This window comes from Caproiciproducens lactatisolvens (assembly GCF_052443335.1).
Lineage (GTDB): Bacteria > Bacillota > Clostridia > Oscillospirales > Acutalibacteraceae > Caproiciproducens.
The window spans coordinates 2843734-2862511 of the sequence record NZ_CP195750.1 but is presented as its reverse complement, the minus strand read 5'-3'; the positions used below and the strand labels follow the sequence as shown (position 1 = coordinate 2862511).

General features: G+C 56.2%; 20 protein-coding genes. 13 read left to right on the top strand and 7 right to left on the bottom strand.

The window, feature by feature from the left end; translation table 11 throughout:
• Positions 1 to 28 precede the first annotated feature (28 nt).
• From pheA to aroF, 6 genes are read right to left on the bottom strand one after another with little or no spacing between them, the layout of a single operon-like run.
• Positions 29 to 1153: a prephenate dehydratase gene (pheA, locus tag ACRQV7_RS14115; protein ID WP_444658687.1), complete on the bottom strand. Its 1125-nt coding sequence runs from the start codon at positions 1151 to 1153 to the stop codon at positions 29 to 31.
• Positions 1150 to 2247, bottom strand: coding sequence for a chorismate synthase (gene aroC / locus ACRQV7_RS14110; RefSeq protein WP_444658685.1), 1098 nt, complete (start codon positions 2245 to 2247; stop codon positions 1150 to 1152). The genes pheA and aroC overlap by 4 nt, the downstream gene beginning before the upstream one ends.
• A complete protein-coding gene (gene aroA, locus ACRQV7_RS14105) occupies positions 2228 to 3448 on the bottom strand; it encodes a 3-phosphoshikimate 1-carboxyvinyltransferase (RefSeq protein WP_444658683.1) in 1221 nt (406 codons plus the stop codon). Before aroA ends, aroC begins: the two co-directional genes overlap by 20 nt.
• Positions 3448 to 4500 (bottom strand): 3-dehydroquinate synthase, encoded by a 1053-nt coding sequence (gene aroB / locus ACRQV7_RS14100; RefSeq protein WP_444658681.1) that lies wholly within the window; start codon positions 4498 to 4500, stop codon positions 3448 to 3450. Before aroB ends, aroA begins: the two co-directional genes overlap by 1 nt.
• Entirely contained in the window at positions 4500 to 5336 is an 837-nt protein-coding gene (locus ACRQV7_RS14095; protein ID WP_444658679.1) for a prephenate dehydrogenase, read from the bottom strand. The genes aroB and ACRQV7_RS14095 overlap by 1 nt, the downstream gene beginning before the upstream one ends.
• 27 nt (positions 5337 to 5363) lie before the next feature.
• Positions 5364 to 6419, bottom strand: a complete 1056-nt coding sequence (gene aroF, locus ACRQV7_RS14090; RefSeq protein ID WP_444658677.1) for a 3-deoxy-7-phosphoheptulonate synthase — start codon at positions 6417 to 6419, stop codon at positions 5364 to 5366.
• A 405-nt stretch (positions 6420 to 6824) separates the two neighbouring features.
• Between aroF and ACRQV7_RS14085 the strand changes: the two genes are divergently transcribed.
• Positions 6825 to 8195 carry a sensor domain-containing diguanylate cyclase gene (locus ACRQV7_RS14085; RefSeq protein ID WP_444658675.1) on the top strand — a complete coding sequence of 457 codons (1371 nt, stop codon included), beginning with the start codon at positions 6825 to 6827 and terminating at the stop codon, positions 8193 to 8195.
• An 11-nt stretch (positions 8196 to 8206) separates the two neighbouring features.
• On the opposite strand, the gene ACRQV7_RS14080 is transcribed toward ACRQV7_RS14085, so the two are convergent.
• Positions 8207 to 9565 carry a shikimate kinase gene (locus tag ACRQV7_RS14080; protein ID WP_444658673.1) on the bottom strand — a complete coding sequence of 453 codons (1359 nt, stop codon included), beginning with the start codon at positions 9563 to 9565 and terminating at the stop codon, positions 8207 to 8209.
• A 224-nt stretch (positions 9566 to 9789) separates the two neighbouring features.
• Between ACRQV7_RS14080 and acpP the strand changes: the two genes are divergently transcribed.
• The 12 genes from acpP to rplW all read left to right on the top strand — a co-directional run bounded on the left by acpP (position 9790) and on the right by rplW (position 18737).
• Positions 9790 to 10017 carry an acyl carrier protein gene (gene acpP / locus ACRQV7_RS14075; protein ID WP_038325944.1) on the top strand — a complete coding sequence of 76 codons (228 nt, stop codon included), beginning with the start codon at positions 9790 to 9792 and terminating at the stop codon, positions 10015 to 10017.
• A 219-nt stretch (positions 10018 to 10236) separates the two neighbouring features.
• Entirely contained in the window at positions 10237 to 11319 is a 1083-nt protein-coding gene (locus ACRQV7_RS14070) for a sodium ion-translocating decarboxylase subunit beta (RefSeq protein ID WP_275713658.1), read from the top strand.
• A 1-nt stretch (position 11320) separates the two neighbouring features.
• On the top strand, positions 11321 to 11509 hold the full coding sequence (locus tag ACRQV7_RS14065) for an OadG-related small transporter subunit (protein ID WP_444658672.1): 189 nt from the start codon (positions 11321 to 11323) through the stop codon (positions 11507 to 11509).
• Positions 11510 to 11594: 85 nt separating this feature from the next.
• Positions 11595 to 13031, top strand: coding sequence for a proline--tRNA ligase (proS, locus tag ACRQV7_RS14060; RefSeq protein WP_444658671.1), 1437 nt, complete (start codon positions 11595 to 11597; stop codon positions 13029 to 13031).
• A 151-nt stretch (positions 13032 to 13182) separates the two neighbouring features.
• Positions 13183 to 13671 (top strand): RNA polymerase sigma factor, encoded by a 489-nt coding sequence (locus tag ACRQV7_RS14055; RefSeq protein WP_444658669.1) that lies wholly within the window; start codon positions 13183 to 13185, stop codon positions 13669 to 13671.
• Positions 13668 to 14732, top strand: a complete 1065-nt coding sequence (locus tag ACRQV7_RS14050) for an LCP family protein (protein WP_444658668.1) — start codon at positions 13668 to 13670, stop codon at positions 14730 to 14732. The genes ACRQV7_RS14055 and ACRQV7_RS14050 overlap by 4 nt, the downstream gene beginning before the upstream one ends.
• A 348-nt stretch (positions 14733 to 15080) precedes the next feature.
• Complete coding sequence (locus ACRQV7_RS14045; RefSeq protein ID WP_444658666.1) at positions 15081 to 15908, top strand: hypothetical protein; 828 nt, start codon at positions 15081 to 15083, stop codon at positions 15906 to 15908.
• 215 nt (positions 15909 to 16123) lie between these two features.
• On the top strand, positions 16124 to 16363 hold the full coding sequence (locus ACRQV7_RS14040) for a hypothetical protein (protein WP_444658664.1): 240 nt from the start codon (positions 16124 to 16126) through the stop codon (positions 16361 to 16363).
• A 428-nt stretch (positions 16364 to 16791) separates the two neighbouring features.
• Positions 16792 to 17103 carry a 30S ribosomal protein S10 gene (gene rpsJ / locus ACRQV7_RS14035; protein ID WP_038325938.1) on the top strand — a complete coding sequence of 104 codons (312 nt, stop codon included), beginning with the start codon at positions 16792 to 16794 and terminating at the stop codon, positions 17101 to 17103.
• A 69-nt stretch (positions 17104 to 17172) separates the two neighbouring features.
• On the top strand, positions 17173 to 17805 hold the full coding sequence (gene rplC / locus ACRQV7_RS14030; RefSeq protein WP_444658662.1) for a 50S ribosomal protein L3: 633 nt from the start codon (positions 17173 to 17175) through the stop codon (positions 17803 to 17805).
• An 18-nt stretch (positions 17806 to 17823) separates the two neighbouring features.
• Positions 17824 to 18447, top strand: coding sequence for a 50S ribosomal protein L4 (rplD, locus tag ACRQV7_RS14025; protein ID WP_444658661.1), 624 nt, complete (start codon positions 17824 to 17826; stop codon positions 18445 to 18447).
• Complete coding sequence (gene rplW, locus ACRQV7_RS14020; RefSeq protein ID WP_275713371.1) at positions 18447 to 18737, top strand: 50S ribosomal protein L23; 291 nt, start codon at positions 18447 to 18449, stop codon at positions 18735 to 18737. The genes rplD and rplW overlap by 1 nt, the downstream gene beginning before the upstream one ends.
• Positions 18738 to 18778: the final 41 nt, after the last annotated feature.

The window sequence follows — 18778 nt, the reverse complement described above, 5'->3', positions numbered from 1 at the left end:
GCCCGGCGGGTTCTTTCTATCGGCAAGGTTATTCGTTTTCCGTGTAGTTCCCCAAAAAGGAGAAACGGGGAAGCTCGTCGTGAAGCGAACAGATCAGATTCAGCGTCGCGTCCTCCCGCACATTGCCGGTAAAATCAAGATAAAAATCGTATTCAAAGTTTTTATCCTGAATCGGGCGGCTCTCTATTTTCGTCAGGTTCAGCCCGAGCGCCGCAAAGCGCGCGAGCACGCTGTAGAGCGTGCCGGTTTTGTGGAGAAGCGAAAAGCACAGGCTGATTTTCCGGGCGCGGTCCGGGATAAACAGGCTGCGGCTGATGACGATAAACCGCGTGCAGTTGTTGGAGCTGTTCTGAATATCCCGTTCCAGAATGTGCAGCCTGTATTCGTTCGCCGCGTGCTCGGAGCAGATGGCGGCGATCCCGGCCTCCTGCCGCTGCGCGACCATCTGCGCGGCCGTGGCCGTGTTGGAGCACGGCAGGGGCCGCAGATCGTTTCTGGTGATGTATTCCGAGCACTGGGACAGCGCCTGCGGGTGGGAGTACACCGTGCCGATGGTGCGGACGTCCACTTTTTTAGCCGCCGCCAGGCAGTGGTGAACGTGCAGAGTCGCCGCGTTGACAATATAGAACCGGTATTTCAGAATGAGGTCGTAAACCTCGCTGACCGAACCGGCGGAGGAGTTCTCTACCGGCAGGATTCCAAGGTCCGCGTCCCCGCTGGCAACGGCCGAAAAAATCCCACCGAAGCCCTGGTAAAACTGGGGGGCCGCTTTGGGGTACAGCAGGCTGAGCGCCTCGTGGGAAAAGGAACCGTTTTCCCCAAGGCAGGCGATTTTTTCCGCCTTTTCCGGCGCGGCGCCGGCTTTGCGGATGGTTTCCCGCAGCTCTCCGCCGCCGCCGAGCAGGTTGTACTGCACCGCCCGGCTCAGATCCATCATGCCGGAATAAAGGAGCCGCGCTTCGCCGCCGTATTCCCCGGCCTGACGAACGATCCGGTCCAGAATTTCCTGCTCGCGCCCGCCGTTGAACACCGGAAGCTTCTGCTCCTGCTTGACGGCGGCGACCTGCTTCGCGCAGTCCATGCGACGGACGAAAAGCGGAAGAAGTTCCCGGTCGATCCGGTCTATTTCCTGTCTGATTTCTTCAAGGGTCATGCTTTCATTCCTCCGGTATGCAGATTGATCAGGTTCATCAGCGCGACCGCCGCCGCGGCTTCCACCACGGGGACCGCGCGCGGGACGATGCAGGGGTCGTGCCGCCCGTGCACGCTGAGCTTTGTATTCCCCTTTGCGGTCAGGTCCACGCTGTCCTGTTCTATCGCGATCGACGGCGTCGGCTTGAAGGCCGCGCGGAAAAGGACCGGCATCCCGGTGGAAATCCCGCCCAGGATTCCGCCCGCGTTGTTGGTTCTCGTTTTAATTCTATCGCCGTCACAGTAGTAGGGGTCGTTGTTTTCGCTGCCGAAAAGCGCCGAAGCGCCGAAGCCCGCGCCGAACTCCACGCCCTTGACCGCCGGAATGCCGAACAGGATGGAGGAAAACACCGGTTCGATCCCCCCGAACAGGGGGCCGCCGACGCCCGCCGAAAGGCCGGTCACCGCGCACTCGACCACGCCGCCCACGCTGTTTTGCGCAAGCCGGGCGGCCTCGATGGTATCCCGCATCTTCTGTTTTGCATTTTCATTGATAACGGGAAAATATACCGAGGATAAGGAAGACAATAAGTCCTCCGGAATAGATACGGGGTCGAACGGGTCGTCCGTCACGTCCTTCACTGAGAAAACATGCGCGCCGATCACAATGCCGCGGCGCTGTAAAATCTGGCGGCACACCGCGCCCGCAAAGACGAGGGGGGCCGTCAGCCGGCCGGAAAAATGCCCGCCGCCGCGCACGTCGTTGTATCCGCCGTAACGCAGGTGTGCGGGAAAATCCGCGTGTCCCGGACGGGGAACAAGCTTCAGGTTGTCGTAGTCCCCGGACCGGGTGTTCGTATTTTCAATCAGCGCGCACAGCGGCGCGCCGGTCGTTGTGCCGTTGAGCATCCCGCTGACGATCTGCGGCAGGTCGCTTTCCTTTCGCGGCGTGCTTGTGGAATCCCTGCCCGGCGCGCGGCGGCTCATCTGCAGCGCTGCGGCGTCGAGGTCGATTTTTTCCCCGGCGGGCAGGCCGTCCAGCACCACCCCGATCGCTTTTCCGTGGCTTTCGCCGAAGATGGATATTTTTACCGTTTCACCCCATGTGGAAGACATTTGCTTTTCCTCCCAACCGATTGTAATCTTCAAAAAAGGCCGGATAACTCTTTTGAACGCTCTGCGCATCGGTGACCGTGACGCTGCCGCCGGCTTTCAGCGCGGCAATGGAAAGGGCCATCACAATGCGGTGGTCGTTAAAGCCCTCCGCTTTTCCGCCGTGCAGCGCCGGGACGCCGTCGATGAGGAGCCCGTCGTCCGTTTCCGTAACCCTTCCGCCCAGCTTGGTCAGCCCGTCGGCCATGGCGAAAAGGCGGTCGCTTTCCTTGATTCTCAGCCGCTGCGCGTTGTAAATCCGCGTGCGTCCGCGGCAGAACGCGGCGGTCGCCGCCAGAACCGGCACAAGGTCGGGAATCTGGGACGCGTCGATTTCCATGCCCTTCAGCTCGTTTGGCGAGATGGACAAAACGGAACCGTGCCACTCCGCCTTTGCGCCGAATTCCCGGAAAAGCCGCTCCGCCGCGTGGTCTCCCTGACAGGAATCCCGGTTCAGGCCCTCCAGACGGAGGGTGCCGCCCAAAGCGCCCGCGGCGAGAAAGAACGCCGCCTGCGACCAGTCCCGCTCCACCCGGTACGCGCACGGGCGGTATTTTTGGCGTCCCGCAATGTTCCAGCCGTTTTCGGCGGGCTCCGCCGTTACGCCGTATTCGCGCATGATTTCGACCGTCATATCCACGTATCCCGCGCTTTCCAGCGGAGAGGAGAGTATCAGCTCGCTGTCGCCGTCCAGAAGCGGAAGCGCGAGCAGAAGGCCCGTAATGAACTGGGAACTGACGTTCCCCGGCAGCACGAACCGGCCCGGGGTCATCCGCCCGCTGACGGAAAGCGGAAGCCCGCCCTGCGTCCTGCACGAAACGCCGTGCCGCGGCAGGCAGTCCAGATATACGCCGATGGGCCGCTCCGGCAGGCGTCCGCTGCCGGTAAATTCCGCGTTCAGCCCCAGCGCCGCCGCGACGGGAATCAGAAAGCGCAGGGTGGACCCGGATTCCCCGCAGTCGATCCGAACGGGGTCCCCGCCGCCGCAGATTGCCCGCATGGCGCGGCAGGTCGCCGTAATGTCGTTGCTGATCGCTTCCCCGTCAAAAAGAGGGGCTCCGCCCGCCAGCGCGGAGCAGATCGCCGCGCGGTGCGCCGCGCTTTTGGAGGGGGGCACGAGGATGCTTCCGCTCAGGACGGAGGGGGAGATCGTTACATTTGCCATCACAGCACCCCGGTCAGTTCGGCAAGACTGCCGCGGGAAACGCGGTCCACAAAGCTTTCGCCGATTTCCCTGAGCATGATCAGGCTGATCATGCTGCCGCTGCTCTTCTTGTCCAGCGCGGTAGCTTCCAAAATCCGGTTTACGGGCATTTCGTCCTTTACCGGCAGGTTGTATTTTTTCAGGGCGGCGATGATTTCATCGGTCGTCCCGGCCTTTGTAATCCCCGCGTTTTCGCCGCATTTCGCCATCATTACCATGCCGATTCCGACGGCTTCCCCATGGGAAAGCTTCTTGAAGCCGTACAGCTTTTCCAGTGCGTGGCCGAAGGTGTGGCCGAAGTTCAGGAGCATGCGCTCGCCGGTGTCGAATTCGTCCCGCTCGACCACCTCGCGCTTAATGTCCACACAGCGGAAAATCAGTTCCTCTATCTTCGGGGAAATCTCTTCCCGGACAATCATATCGAACAGGACCCGGCTTTTGATGCAGCCGTATTTGACCGCCTCCGCCATTCCGTCGGAAAAGTACCGCGGGGGAAGCGTGGAGAGCGTGTCCGGGTCAATCAGCACCAGCCCGGGCTGGTGGAACGCTCCGACCAGGTTTTTTCCCTGCGGCAGGTCCACGCCGGTTTTTCCGCCGACGGAGGAATCGATCTGCGCCAAAAGGGTGGTCGGTATCTGGATGAACGGGATTCCGCGCAGAAAGGTCGCCGCGGCGAACCCCGCCATATCGCCCGTTACCCCGCCGCCGAGGGCGACGATAAAGTCGCTGCGGGTAAGGCCGCGCGCCGCGCACTCGGCGTACATGGCTTCAATGGCGGAAAGGCGTTTGCTTTCCTCGCCCGCCGGAAAAGAGAACAGGGAAGCGGAAAAGCCCGCGGCTTTCAGAGAATCCAGCACGCGCTTTCCGTACAGCGGGAGCACGTTGCTGTCGCCGATGACGACCGCTTTGGCGCCGGGCTTGAAAAGCTCCCCGGCGCGCGCGCCGGCCGCGTCCATACAGCCGCGTTCAATGATGATCCGGTAGGCGCCGGATGTGTGAACCGTCAGTTCCATTATTCACCAAGCCTTTCCTTGATCAGTCTGCCCCTGCGCAGAAGCGCGCGCAGGGCCTCGGCGTCGCCCTTCGCGACCGCCTCTTTGATATCGGTGATATTCGTAATGAGCGTATCCAGTTCATCGGAAAGCGCCTTCCGGTTGTCGATGAAAAGCTCCGCCCAAAGCTGCTCGTTGATATTCGCGACACGGGAAACATCCCGGTAGCTGCCGGCGGAAAAGCCGTTGTGCTCCGGGCACCGCGGGCTCATGACATAGGCGCAGGCAAGCACGTGGGGAAGCTGGCTGGTAAACGCAATCATCTGGTCGTGGTGCTCCGGCGTGGTGACCACCGTGCCGCCGAAATGGAGCTCCACGGCGACTGCCTTGAGCGTGTCAACAGCGGACTGCGGCGCGCCGCACGGAACGATCAGATAGCTGGCGTCCAGAAAAAGGTCGGCGTCGCTTGCCGCAAAGCCGCTCTGCTCCTTGCCCGCCATGGGGTGCCCCCCCACGAAGGGGAAGCCGTGCTTCTCCGCCAGAAGCGGGAGGTGCCTGCAGATTTCCGACTTGATGCCGCAGGTGTCGGTGACGAGGCACGACGCCGGAATCAGATGGGCGTGCGAAGCGATAAAGTCGATATCGGCCTGCGGGTACAGGCAAAGGTAGAGCAGGTCGGCGTTTCGGATATCCCCGTCGTCCCCGATCCTGTCGATCGCGCCGCAGCTCAGCGCGGCTTTCAGGACCCCGGGGTCCCGGTCGATTCCGGCGACGGTGCATTCGCTGTATTTCTGAAAGGCTTTCGCGAGCGAACCGCCGATCAGGCCCAGGCCGACGATCACGATTTTCTTGTTCATACAGGCTTCCCTCCGTACGCAGTATTTTTAAACTTTATTATAGCAAAGATCGGCGGGGGAATCCACTTTTCTTCCAAAAGCTTTCGCGGCGGCCTTCACATGCGCCGCCACCTTGTCAAACTGGTCGGGCGTCAGGGACTGCGCGCCGTCGGACAGGGCCTTGGCGGGGTTGTTGTGAACCTCGATAATCAGTCCGTCCGCCCCGGCCGCGACCGCGGCGAGCGCCAGCGGCTCCACCAGCCAGGCAATGCCGGAGGCGTGGCTCGGGTCGACCACCACCGGCAGATGGGAAAGCTTTTTCAGAATCGGGATGGCGGAAATATCGAGGGTGTTGCGCGTATAAGTCTCGTAGGTCCGGATTCCGCGCTCGCACAGGATCACGTTGTCGTTGCCGCCGGCCATAATGTATTCGGCGCTCATCAGAAGCTCCTCGATCGTGCTGGAAAGCCCGCGCTTGAGCAGGATGGGCCTTCTGATTTTTCCGAGCTCCTTCAGCAGCTCGAAATTCTGCATGTTTCTCGCGCCGACCTGGATGATGTCCACATTCTCCTTCAGGAACAGGTCGATCTGGCCGATGCTCATGAGCTCCGTAACGATCGGCAGGCCGGTTTTCTTTTTCGCTTCCCTGAGAAGCTCCAGCCCCTCGGCCCGCAGCCCCTGGAAGGCGTAAGGGGAGGTCCTGGGCTTGAAGGCGCCGCCGCGCAAAAACTGCGCGCCCGCCTTTTTTACCCGTTCGGCCACGCCGCAGATCTGTTCCTCGCTCTCCACCGAGCACGGCCCGGCAATCAGCGCGAGCCCGCCGTCGCCGATGGTCTGGCCGGTCGGCAGGGTAATCACCGTGTTGTCCGGATGGAACTTGCGGTTCGCCTTTTTATACGGCTCCTGCACCCTTTTTACGCTTTCCACAAAATCCTGCGCGGCAATGAAGTCGATGTCGATGGCGGAAGTGTCGCCGATCAGCCCGAGCACGGTGCTCTGCGTTCCCACCCAGGTGTTGACCTTCACGCTGTATTCCTTGGTGAGCGAATCCGTGAATTCTGAAAGCTGCTGCGGGGTACATTCGGGTTTTAATACAATAATCATACTGTTCCTCCTTTGATGCGGGCCGGTAAAATGAGTAAAAAAATAACGGAGCTGCTGTCAGCTCCGTCAAAAATATCAGCCCGTTATCAGTCAATAAAATACGGCTATATCCTTTTACACAAAAGCTTACAGTTGACTTTGCTGCATGCACAAAAATCCCATGCCATAAAATAGCGGGGATAACCGAAACCAGTAAATCGTGTTGTGTATGCGGACAAATTCATCATGTAACTCCTTTGCGTTCACCTTATCCCGTATCATAATACAGAATGCCGCCGGTGTCAAGATGAAATTGCGTGGATTTGGGCGTAAAGAAGAAAGAACGTGAAAATCCATACGAAATTTCTTGATTGTTCTATACTGATTTGCTATAATCAGTAAGTATATCAACCTGAGAAGCAGCAAGTGTCTTTACAGAAAGAAGTGACGCCGATGCCCCAAACGGCAATGAGTACACTCGGTATAGAAAACATAGTCAATTACCTCGGCGGCGGTGTTTTCTGCTGTAAAAACGATGGTGTCCTGACGATTATCTATGCAAGCGCTTCCTTTTACAGGATGTTTGGGTACAGCGAAAGGGAAATCACCGCGCTGAACGGGCCGGCGCCGAACCGGCTGCTGAGCAGCGACCAGCGGATCAACTGGGGCAGACTTGCCGAAAGTTTGAAAAAACGCGGCCTTGCCGAGCTGGAACTGAAACTGGTTCGGAAAGACGGGGATTCTATCTGGACCATCTGCTGTCTGCGTCTTATGACGGCGGGGGATGGTTCCGAGTATTTTTGCGGCGTGTTGGAGGATATTACCAAGAGAAGGCATTCCATCAAGCGGGAAAGGGAACAGCTTGAAATCATAAAAAAAGCCAGACGGGAGCTTGCCGCCAGCGAGGAACGGTACCGCATCATCATGGAGCAGGCGGCCGACCCGATCTGCGACTATAATTTCAAGACGCAGGAGCTTTACTGCTCGCCCCCGTTCAAAGAAAAGTTCGGCATTGAAGTAAACGCGGACGGTCTTTTAGACCAGCTCTACCATTCGGATATTATTTTCGAAGACGACAAATCGCGCATCCTCAACGACATCTACGGCTTTTTAAACGGGGCGAATCCCAAAAGCCCCGAATACCGGTTCAAGGACGTCAACGGCGATTACCGGTGGTACCGGGTACGCAGCACGGTGATCCGGGACGAGCAGAAGGAACCGCTCCGGATGATCGCCTTTATTTCCGACATCGACAGGCAGAAACGGGAAACGATCAGCTTAAAGGAGAAGGCGGAGCACGACCAGCTGACCGGCCTTTACAACCGGATGACCACCAACGCGCTGATCGACAAGGCGATCGGCCAAAGCTCCCCGGGCAGCCGCCACGCCCTGTTTACCATCGATATCGATAATTTTAAGAATGTAAACGACAATCTGGGCCATCTGGTGGGGGACGAAGTGATTGTCGACATCGCTTCCAAAATCAAGAAAAAATTCCGCGAGGACGACATTATCGGCAGGATCGGCGGGGACGAGTTTGTTGTGTTCCTGACGGATATTTCCCGCAAGGACGTCAGGCGGAAAGCCGATGTGCTGCAGGCCATCTTCCGCAACGCCCATCCTCAGGACGACGCGGAGCTCAGGGTTTCCGGCAGCATAGGGGTCGCGTTTTACCCGGAGGACGGAAAAAACTACAACGAGCTGTTTGCGAAGGCCGACGCGGCCATGTACGCCGCGAAGAACAGCGGGAAGGACGCTTACCGCACCTACGCCGACATGACGCTTCAGAATCAATAACAGGGTCCCGCTTATTCGTTTGGAATGAGCGGGATTTTTACTGTCTCCCGGATTTTTTCCGCAACCGTTTCCACCCCGCCGTCCGTGTCCACCGCGAAATCCGCCGCCGCGCGGTACCTGTCCGTCCGCTCGCTGTAAAGGCGGCGCATGGTTTCCTCCCGGCCGGGCCCGCTGAGCAGCGGGCGGGTGGAGTCGCCGGAAAGTCGCTGCCGGATGGTTTCCAGCGAAGCGTTCAGCAGTACGATCACGCCGTTTCCTTTCAGGGCGGCCGTGTTTTCGGGGTCCATCAGCGCCCCGCCGCCCGTGGCGATGATCAGGCCGCTTTTCAGGGACAGTTCTTTTGCCGCCGCACGTTCCATCGCGCGGAAGGCGGCTTCTCCCCGCGAGGAGAAAATTTCCGCAACCGTCATGCCCTCCTTCCGTTCGATATAGCGGTCCATATCCACAAAGGTACGGCCCGTGATCCGGGCAAGGCGGTTCCCCACGCAGGTCTTTCCGCTGCCCATATAGCCGCATAAAACGATATTGCCGAATTTCTTTTTCATTTCCGCCACGGCGTCGCCGCAGAGCGCCTGAACGTCGCCGGCGGCAAATTCCGCCCCGTACCAGATTCCGTGCGCGGCCGCCGCCTGCCAGACCAGCATGCTCATCCCGCCGACGGCCCGCACGCCGTTTTTGCGCGCGGTCCGGATCAGGAGCGTTTCGTCCGGGTTGTATACCGCGTCGAAAACACAGCAGGCTTTCCGGACGGTTTCCTCCGGAACCGGGCATTCCCCGGTGCGGGGGAACATGCCGACCGGAGTGGCGTTGGCCAGTAAATCGATTTTTCCGCCGATGTTTTCCAGCAGGCAGAAATCCGCCCGGGCGCCCGCCGCTTTTGCGCGGATATCCGCGCAGAGCTTTTCCGCCGCCGCCAGCCCGTGCGGGCGCACGGCCACGGTCACGCTGCCGCCGGCAAGGGCCGCCTCAAACGCCAGCACCCTGCCCGCGCCGCCCGCGCCGAGCACGACCGTGCGTCCGCTCAGGCTTGCGCCGCCGGCCTCCAGCGCTTTGCAGAAGCCCGTGCCGTCCGTGGTGAACCCGGTCAGACGGCCGTCCGTATTTTTTACGGTGTTGACCGAATGAAAAAATTCCGATTTTTCGTTCAGCCCGTCCAACAGCGGAATAATCGACTGCTTATGGGGAATGGTGATGTTGAAGCCGCTCAGGGTACGGAGCAGCTCCATCCGGCCGGGCAGTTCCTCCGGCGCGATGTCCAGGACGCCGTAGCCGCCGGTTTTTCCGCTCAGGGCGAAAAGTCTTTCATGAATAAACGGGGACATGGTATGCGCAATTGGATGCCCAATCACGGCGAAATGATTCTCGGCCATTTTCTTTCCTCTTGCTTTCTGAAAAAAAGGTTAAAAAAATATTGACAAAGTCATGGTTTGCTAATAATATGTGGTTATACAATCAGTGTCCGGAGCGATTTATGTGGTTTTTTCTGTGGCAATTGTAACATACGAGAGATATTATTGTCCACAATAAACAATAACGTTTTCCGCGTGCCGATGTTTCAAAATTTGTAATTCAAGATTTTTAAGGAGGATACGACATGGTTTTTGAGAAGGTAAAGGCGATTCTCAGCGAACAGTTTGACGTTGAGGAGGACTCTATCACTCCCGAAACAAGCATTGCTGACGATCTGGGCGCCGATTCCTTGGATGTAGTCGACCTGTTGATGTCCATCGAGGACGAGTTTGAAATCGAAGTTCCCGATGAAGAGATTGACAACATCAAAACCGTTGGGGAACTGGTAAAGTACATTGAAGATAATGTCTGAGTGACACGTCTTCCTGAAACCGCTGTGCATTTTGCATGGCGGTTTTTTAATTTTCTTCTGTTTTTGTGTGATTTTATTGTGCTTTTACTTGAAATAGCACCGCGCATCAGATATAATATTTTTAAGTTTTGCATTTTTTTAACAGAAGGAGAGTTAAAGTCGTTGAGTGAATTCAGCTTTTTAACGAACGGCATTCAATTCATGGCCCAGAACCCCAAGATGCTGGTCATGTGGGCGATCGGCGCGCTGCTGATCTGGCTTGCCATTGAAAAGGATTTCGAACCGGCACTGCTCTTACCGATGGGATTCGGAGCAATTCTTGTCAACCTGCCGCTTCCCGGCGTAGTGGGGGAATCCGGCATTGTGAAGTGGCTGTTTGAAAAGGGAATCGTCGCTTCCGAAGCATTTCCTCTTTTATTGTTCGTGGGGATCGGCGCGATGATTGATTTCGGCCCGCTGCTTTCCAACCCGCGCATGCTGCTGTTCGGCGGCGCGGCCCAGTTCGGCATCTTCCTTACCGTCGTGCTGGCGGTTCTGCTCGGATTCCCGCTGAAGGACGCGATGGCCGCCGGAGTGATCGGCGCGGCGGACGGCCCAACCTCCATTCTGGTTTCACAGGTACTCCACAGCAATTACATCGGCGCGATTGCGGTGGCGGCTTACTCCTATATGGCGCTGGTGCCGATTATCCAGCCCGCGGCGATCCGCCTTGTGACAACGAAGCATGAGCGGATGATCCATATGCCCTATAATCCGAAGGCGGTTTCCAAAACCACGAAAATCCTGTTCCCGATCATCGTTACGCTGATTGCGGGACTGGTCGCGCCGGATTCCGTTGCGCTGGTCGGCTTTTTGATGTTCGGCAACCTGATCCGGGAATGCGGCAAGCTGGAAGCGCTTTCCCAGACCGCTCAGGGACCGCTTGCAAACCTGATTACCATCTTTTTGGGAATCACCATCGCCTATCAGATGCGGGCGGAGCAGTTCCTTACCCTCGGCACTCTGATCATTATGGCGCTGGGCCTTTTCGCCTTTGTGTTCGACACCATCGGCGGTGTGGTCTTTGCGAAAATCCTGAACCTGTTCCTGCCGAAGGATAAAAAGATCAACCCGATGGTCGGCGGCGCGGGAATTTCCGCGTTCCCGATGTCCGCGAGGGTCATCCAGAAAATGGCTCTGAAAGAGGACAACCAGAACCACATCCTGATGCACGCGGTCGGCGCGAATGTGGCCGGCCAGATCGGATCGGTTGTTGCGGGAGGCATTATCCTGAATCTTGCAAGAATTTGGGGGATGATATAACATGATGCAGTTAAACGCAATGGCGGTTTTATTTAAGAGTCTTATGGGCGACGTAAGCGGCGCCGACATCGGAAAATCGTTTGAACTGATGGGGAAGGGCATGCTCGGCATTTTCATCGTAATGATTTTGATTTATGCCGTGATTGTCATCCTCAGTAAAACCAGCGGTACGAATAAAGATTCAAAGTAAGACGATCGATGAACCCCTTGGCGTTGCAAAGAGCCGGGGGGTTTGCTTTATCCCGTATAATCTAAACAGAATTGAGGAGATTTCAATGGCGGAACAGAAGAAGATGGTAGACGCGATCACTCCCATGGAGGAGGATTTCGCCAGATGGTATACCGATATCGTCAAAAAAGCGGAGCTGATGGACTACACCAGCGTGCGCGGATGCATGGTCATTCAGCCGTACGGCTGGGCCATCTGGGAAAATATTCAGCATATTCTCGACACAAGGTTCAAGGAGCTCGGTCATGAGAATGTTTCCATGCCGATGTTTATTCCGGAAAGCCTGCTGAATAAGGAAAAGGAGCATGTGGAGGGCTTTGCCCCCGAGGTCGCCTGGGTCACGATGGGCGGCAGCGAAAAGCTGCAGGAGAGAATGTGCGTGCGCCCGACCTCCGAAACCCTGTTCTGCGACCATTACGCCAAGGTGATCCATTCCTGGCGCGACCTGCCGAAGCTCTACAACCAGTGGTGCTCCGTTGTGCGCTGGGAAAAAACCACGCGCCCGTTCCTGCGCTCCGTGGAATTCCACTGGCAGGAGGGCCACACCATGCACGAAACCGCACAGGAGGCCGAGGCGGAAACGGAGCGGATGCTCCGGGTTTACGCCGACTTCTGTGAAAACGATCTTGCCATTCCGGTGATCAAAGGCCGCAAGACCGACAAGGAGAAATTTGCAGGCGCCGTGGCCACCTATACCATAGAGGCGATGATGCACGACGGAAAGGCGCTTCAGTCCGGCACCAGCCACTATTTCGGGGACGGCTTTGCAAAAGCGTTCAACATTACCTTCCAGGGCAGGGACAATTCCATCTGCCATCCGTTCCAGACCTCCTGGGGGATGAGCACCCGCATCATCGGCGGCATCATCATGACGCACGGCGACAACAACGGCCTTGTGCTCCCGCCCGCCGTCGCTCCCATCCAGGTGATTATCCTGCCCGTCGCGCAGCATAAGCCCGGCGTGCTGGAAAAGGCACACGAGCTGCGTGAGCGGCTCAAGAAGAGCTTCCGCGTGCGCGTGGACGATTCGGACAATACCCCCGGCTGGAAGTTCGCGCAGTATGAAATGAAGGGCGTTCCGCTCCGTCTGGAGATCGGGCCCAAAGATATTGAAAAGAATCAGTGCGTGCTGGTCCGCCGCAGCGACCGCGAGAAGATTTTCGTGCCGCTGGACAATCTGGAGGCCGCGATTGCGGAACAGCTGGAGGAAGTGCGCAAAGGAATTTACGAAAACGCGCTTGCCCGCCGCGAGAGCATGACGTATACCGCCCGGAATCTAAAGGAGCTCAGAGACATTGCCGACAATCAGCCGGGCTTTATCAAAGCCATGTGGTGCGGCGACCCGGCCTGCGAGGAAAAGCTCAAGGAAGCCGCGGGCGTTTCCTCCCGCTGCATGCCGTTCGAGCAGGAGCATCTGTCCGACACCTGCGTCTGCTGCGGCAAGCCCGCGAAATCGATGGTCTACTGGGGCAAGGCATACTGATAACGGAATAACAGCCTGACAGGTTTTCGACACTCTCACAGCCGCGGAACGTTCCGCGGCTGTTTTTGATAGGCTCCGTGATGATGATTATTTTTTATGCTGTAACCTTTTGGACCCGATAAACGTGTTGTTCGTGAAAGGAGATGAATCCATGGGGAAACAGGCAACGCGCCCGGACGATCTGTCTGAGAAATATGATTTATACGGGAATATGCTGTTCAGGCTCTGCATGGTCATTCTCTGCAACCGGGAAGACGCGGAGGACGTCGTACAGGACACCTTTGCGAAGTACTTGCAGAAGCGCCCTGAATTTCACAGCGAGGAGCATGAGAAGGCGTGGCTGATCCGGGTGGCCACAAACGGCAGCCGGGACAAAAGAAGGCGCTTCTTTTTCAGGAAGACCGTATCGCTGGAGGAAATCGGCGAGTACGCCGAAACCACGGAACAGACCGAGGTGCTGGAACAGCTGATGGAGCTGCCGCCGAACTACAAAACGGTTTTGTATCTTCATTATATTGAGGGCTATAAGATCAGGGAAATGTCCGGCATTCTGGGGATGAAGGAAAATGCCGTCAAGGTGGCGCTTTACCGGGGCCGGGAGAAACTGAAGCTGCAGATGAGAGAGGAGCTGATATCATGAAAACAGAGGATTTTATCGATGCGGTCAACCGGATTCATGCAAGGGAAGAGTTAAAGAATAAAGTGATGGGCGGAAAGCCGTCGCAGAACAGACGCCGGTCAGGATTTCCGGCGCTTGCCGCCTGCGCAGCCTGTCTGGCCGTTTTGATACTGGGGATCACGTTTGTGCCGAAGCTGTTAAAACCCGTCGGCACCGTCCGGAACGGGGAGTCCGCGCCGAATGCATCCCTTTCCTCCTCCTACGCGCAGCCGGTTTTGGTGAACGGCCTTTATCATCAGGACGAGGTGCGCAACCTTTTGGTGCTGGGCGTGGATGACGCGGGCGGCACCGGCGCCGGGCGCAGCGACTGCATCATGCTTCTCTCCATCGACCGCCGGAAAGGCAGCGAGCGGTGGATTCTGACGCCTTTCCCGCGCGACCTGTACGTGGAGATCCCGGGGAACGGGAAAAATAAACTGAATGCCGCTTATCAGCTTGGCGGCGCCGAACTGAGCGTAAAGACGATCGAGCAGAATTTCAAGATCGATGTGGATGATTACGCGGTGATCGACTACAGCGGCTTTGTCAAGGCCGTCGATTCTCTGGGCGGGATTCCCGTGAACGTGACCGCACAGGAGGCCGACCTTGTCAACCGGTATTCCGGCGAGCCCGCCGCACGGGATATCAGCGCGGGGGACCGGACCCTTTCCGGCAAGCAGGCGCTGTACTATTCCCGTATCCGCCAGATCGGCGGAGAGGAGTCGAGGCTGCAGCGGATGCAGGCGGCGGCGGCGGGGATCATTGGCAGGCTGGAATCAGTGGATGCGCACTCTCTGGCCTCGCTTACGGAAAAACTGCTGCCCTTTGTCAAAACCAGCCTGAATACGGAAACCGCGCTGAAGCTGGGGACGGACGCTTACGCATGCCGGAGCTTTCCGGTCGGCTGTTTCCGGCCTTCGGAGGATCTGTATACAGCGCAGCAGGTTACCATACAGCAATCGAATACGGCGGTGCTGGTTCCGGATCTCGAAAAATATCAGAACAGCCTCATCCGGTATATTTACTGGAACGAGGTATCCTGAAACCCGCCGGATTCCTGTATATCCACTGCGAAGCGGAAGACATTTGCCTTCCGCTTCCTTATTTTCATATATTTATTTCATTTCACTGAATGAATTTGTTTCAAGTGGAAAATACTGTATAATATATTCTCCAAAAGGTAACAAACAAGCGGATTATTGTCATTTTCATAACGGGTTTGTCATTTGATTTTTTCGGCCGGATATGGTAGCATTAGGAAACGTTGGCAGATGTTTTAGAAAATTTCGTATGTATCCGGGCTTTGCCGGGTACGTTGCGGCATACGGAGACACGCATCGGTTTGCCGATATTAAGAAGAAACAGAAATACTTAAAAGGAGTGAATCATCCATGAAAAAATTATGGGCGCTGATCTGCGCACTTGCCATGGTACTTTCCATATCAGCCTGTAAAGGGCAGGCTGCTCCGACCCAGAACGATGTGTCCGGCGCTTCCGGTGCGGGACAAAGCGGCGCGACTTCCGCGGGTTCGGCCTCTTCGGCAGCTTCCAGCAAGCCGGCCGTGCCGAGCCAGGCTCCGAGGGTGGAGAATAACAAGGCGGTTTCCGGATTGAACAACGGTACCTATACGGTGAAGGATGAAAAATACAGCTACAAGAACGGCAACATGTCCTATTCCGCAACCTACCCGGTGCTTTCCGGAAAAATCAGCAACGCGGATAAGGTGAACACGGCAATCAAAGCCTCCGCGCTGAAGACGATCAATTCTTTGGGGACGGGCGCGAAAAAAGACAAGACCACGGTCAAGGTAAACAGCGACGTCACCTATGAAGGGACCGGCTTCCTCAGCCTCGGCTTCAACGAATATGTGAAGCTTTCCTCCAAGGGAGAGAATGTCCATACGCTCCGGGCCATGAACATCAACCTGAAAACCGGCGCCGCGCTGGAAATGAAAGACCTGATCACGAAAAACGACGCGCTTTACAAGCTGCTGGAAACCGCCGCGAAGCAGCAGCTGAGCTCCGATATCGCCCCGTCCGTGACGGCAAGCGTCATTAAGTCCGCCCTGGATTCCGGCGCGATTTATTTCACGAAATACGACGTCGGCTTTGCTTTCCAGATTACAAAACCGGAAAAGCGTCTGGTCAAGCTCAGCCTGACATACGCGCAGATTAAACCATATGCCACCAGCAATGAAATTTGGAAGAATTTCCTCTAAGAGTGACCGGCTTATCTGAAAATTGAATGACGGCCCCTCCGTTTGCTTTTTGCCTGAAATACCATTATAATGTTAGGTGTTCCTATAGCAATTCCATTTCAGTTTGCAAGACAAAACACGTTCCTCCCCCGCCGAAGGCGGGGGAGGAACGCAACCTTGTCGCAGAATTAACTGGAAATGCTGTAAGGTGAAAACTGAAACGGAGGGGCATTTTGATGAAAAAAATTCTGGCAGCGCTGGTTTGCGTCTATTTGGGTACCCTGCTCCTGGTTGGTATCAAACTGTTCTCAAATACAGGAATGTCGGTCGGGGTCATTGGCGGCGCGGACGGGCCGACTTCTATTCTGGTTTCCCGGTCGCCGTTTCAGTTGGGATTCTTTTTCGCACAGGTTGCGGTTGTACTGCTTGCGGCGATTGTTTATTATGTGACCCGAAGGCGCAGAAACAGCAAATAAAGAGCGGATTACGGCCTCTTTTGCGGACTGAAAATATTTTAGCAAAATAACCAAATATCGTGTATAAATTTCTTGCAATAAAGAGAGAATAAGTATTGCATAACAGGCTCTTTTATGGTATTATAATTAAGCACGACTGCGACAGATATGCGATGAAGCGGGAGGTTGCGGCTGAAACAGGCCGGTTTTTCCGTGGAGTATGTCCGATTTTAAACCGGGCGACAGATACTTTGAGCGTGCGATAAGAGGATCGGTATGCGGATTTCCGCGTCTATGCTCTTATTATGCTCAGACGTTTTTTATGCCTATACCCGGATTTAACTTGTAAAAGTGAATCCGGTTTTTCAATGTGTTAAGAGGGAACACCCGGCACAGTGTTAGGATTTAAAAAACGCCGCCCGCCAACTACAATAAGGAGGCGATTCACAGTGGCAGTCAAGGAGAAAATCAGGATAAGAATTAAGGGTTACGATCATCAGTTGGTTGATCAGTCGGCTGAAAAGATTGTACAGACAGCGAAGCGCACGGGCGCAAGGGTTTCCGGACCCGTCCCGCTCCCGACGGAAAAGCAGATCATCACGATCCTGCGCGCTGTTCACAAGTACAAGGACAGCCGCGAGCAATTCGAGATGAGAACGCACAAGAGACTTATCGACATTCTCAGACCATCCAACAAAACCGTAGAGGCTTTGATGGGTCTGGAGCTCCCCGCCGGTGTTGAAATAGAGATCAAACTCTGATTTTAACCGACCAGCGGCCGAGGTCAAGTTGGCAAACGCCAACCAATAACCTGCATAGGAGGTAAAATAATGCAAAAAGGTATCATCGGCAAGAAAATCGGCATGACGCAGATTTTCGACGAAAAGGGAAATGTCATCCCCGTAACGGTTGTTCAGGCCGGCCCCTGTGTGATCTCACAGAAAAAGACGGTTGAAAACGACGGCTACGCAGCAGTCCAGATGGGCTACGGCGATTTGAAGCCGAACAAGGTCACGAAGCCCCTGAAGGGCCACTTTGCAAAGGCGGACATCGCTCCCAAGAAAACCCTCAGGGAGTTCCGCGTGGAAAACACGGAAGCTTACAACGTGGGCGATCTTGTCAAGGCGGACACGTTCGCGGCGGGCGACAAGATAGACGTCACCGGCACGAGCAAAGGGAAGGGATACGCCGGCGTTATCAAGCGCTGGAATTTCCAGAGACTCAAGGAAACCCATGGTTCCGGCCCTGTTGCCCGCCATGGCGGTTCCAACGGTTCCTGCTCGGACCCGTCGAGGGTGTACCCCGGCCTTAAGATGGCCGGCCACCTGGGCGCCGAGAAAGTAACGGTTCAGAATCTGACCGTTGCCAAAGTGGATGCGGAAAACAATCTGATTGCTATCAAGGGCGCAGTTCCCGGACCGAACGGCGGAATCGTAGTAATCCATGACAGCGTTAAGGCGTAAGGGAAGGAGGAATTTGGAATGCCTACAGTAGCAGTACTTGATATGGCCGGCAAAGAGGTAGAGAAGATCGACCTTTCCGAAGCCATATTCGGAATTGAACCCAACGCGAAGGTTCTGCACGACATGGTGGTCAACCACCTTGCGAACCGGCGCCAGGGCACACAGTCGGCGCTGACCCGCGCCGAAGTTTCGGGCGGCGGCAGAAAGCCGTGGAGACAGAAGGGCACCGGTCACGCAAGACAGGGCTCCACACGTTCACCGCAGTGGACTCACGGCGGTATCGCGTTTGCTCCGAAGCCGCGCGACTACAGCTATTCCTTAAACAAAAAGGTAAGACGTCTTGCCATGAAGTCGGCTCTTTCAAGCAAGGTGATCGACAACGAGCTGGTCGTGCTTGACGGGATTTCACTTGACGAGTATAAGACCAAGACCATCGCGGCAATGCTCAAGGCGATCGGCTCCGGGAAAAAGGCGCTCATCGTTCTTCCGGACGTGAACGAAAAGGTGATCGCTTCGGCTAAGAATATCCCGGGCGTGAAAACGGCAATGGCCAACACCCTGAATGTCTATGATATCCTGAACGCCGACAAGTTTATCGTGCTGAAGGATGCCGTAGCCCAGATCGAGGAGGTGTACGCATAATGGCAGCACAGGACATTATTATCCGCCCCATTATCACCGAAAAAAGCATGGCCGGCATCGGCATGAAAAAATATGCCTTTGAAGTTGCCAAGGATGCCACAAAAATCGATATTGCAAGAGCGGTTGAGACCCTCTTCGGCGTAAAGGTCGGCAAGGTAAACACCCTGCACGTAAGGGGCCAGCTCCGCCGTCAGGGCAAAAACGAAGGCTATACTCCTTCCTGGAAGAAAGCCTACGTCACCCTTACCGCCGACAGCAAGACCATCGAGTTTTTTGAAGGCATGATGTAAACTCTGCCCGAAAAACGCAGAGGCAAGGATGGGGAAAGGGC

Coding starts and splice junctions, on each gene's coding strand:
- pheA (WP_444658687.1), bottom strand. CDS start 1,153: ATGACCCTTGAAGAAATCAGACAGGAAATAGACCGGATCGACCGGGAA.
- aroC (WP_444658685.1), bottom strand. CDS start 2,247: ATGTCTTCCACATGGGGTGAAACGGTAAAAATATCCATCTTCGGCGAA.
- aroA (WP_444658683.1), bottom strand. CDS start 3,448: ATGGCAAATGTAACGATCTCCCCCTCCGTCCTGAGCGGAAGCATCCTC.
- aroB (WP_444658681.1), bottom strand. CDS start 4,500: ATGGAACTGACGGTTCACACATCCGGCGCCTACCGGATCATCATTGAA.
- ACRQV7_RS14095 (WP_444658679.1), bottom strand. CDS start 5,336: ATGAACAAGAAAATCGTGATCGTCGGCCTGGGCCTGATCGGCGGTTCG.
- aroF (WP_444658677.1), bottom strand. CDS start 6,419: ATGATTATTGTATTAAAACCCGAATGTACCCCGCAGCAGCTTTCAGAA.
- ACRQV7_RS14080 (WP_444658673.1), bottom strand. CDS start 9,565: ATGGCCGAGAATCATTTCGCCGTGATTGGGCATCCAATTGCGCATACC.
- acpP (WP_038325944.1), top strand. CDS start 9,790: ATGGTTTTTGAGAAGGTAAAGGCGATTCTCAGCGAACAGTTTGACGTT.
- ACRQV7_RS14070 (WP_275713658.1), top strand. CDS start 10,237: ATGCTGGTCATGTGGGCGATCGGCGCGCTGCTGATCTGGCTTGCCATT.
- ACRQV7_RS14065 (WP_444658672.1), top strand. CDS start 11,321: ATGATGCAGTTAAACGCAATGGCGGTTTTATTTAAGAGTCTTATGGGC.
- proS (WP_444658671.1), top strand. CDS start 11,595: ATGGCGGAACAGAAGAAGATGGTAGACGCGATCACTCCCATGGAGGAG.
- ACRQV7_RS14055 (WP_444658669.1), top strand. CDS start 13,183: ATGGGGAAACAGGCAACGCGCCCGGACGATCTGTCTGAGAAATATGAT.
- ACRQV7_RS14050 (WP_444658668.1), top strand. CDS start 13,668: ATGAAAACAGAGGATTTTATCGATGCGGTCAACCGGATTCATGCAAGG.
- ACRQV7_RS14045 (WP_444658666.1), top strand. CDS start 15,081: ATGAAAAAATTATGGGCGCTGATCTGCGCACTTGCCATGGTACTTTCC.
- ACRQV7_RS14040 (WP_444658664.1), top strand. CDS start 16,124: ATGAAAAAAATTCTGGCAGCGCTGGTTTGCGTCTATTTGGGTACCCTG.
- rplC (WP_444658662.1), top strand. CDS start 17,173: ATGCAAAAAGGTATCATCGGCAAGAAAATCGGCATGACGCAGATTTTC.
- rplD (WP_444658661.1), top strand. CDS start 17,824: ATGCCTACAGTAGCAGTACTTGATATGGCCGGCAAAGAGGTAGAGAAG.
- rplW (WP_275713371.1), top strand. CDS start 18,447: ATGGCAGCACAGGACATTATTATCCGCCCCATTATCACCGAAAAAAGC.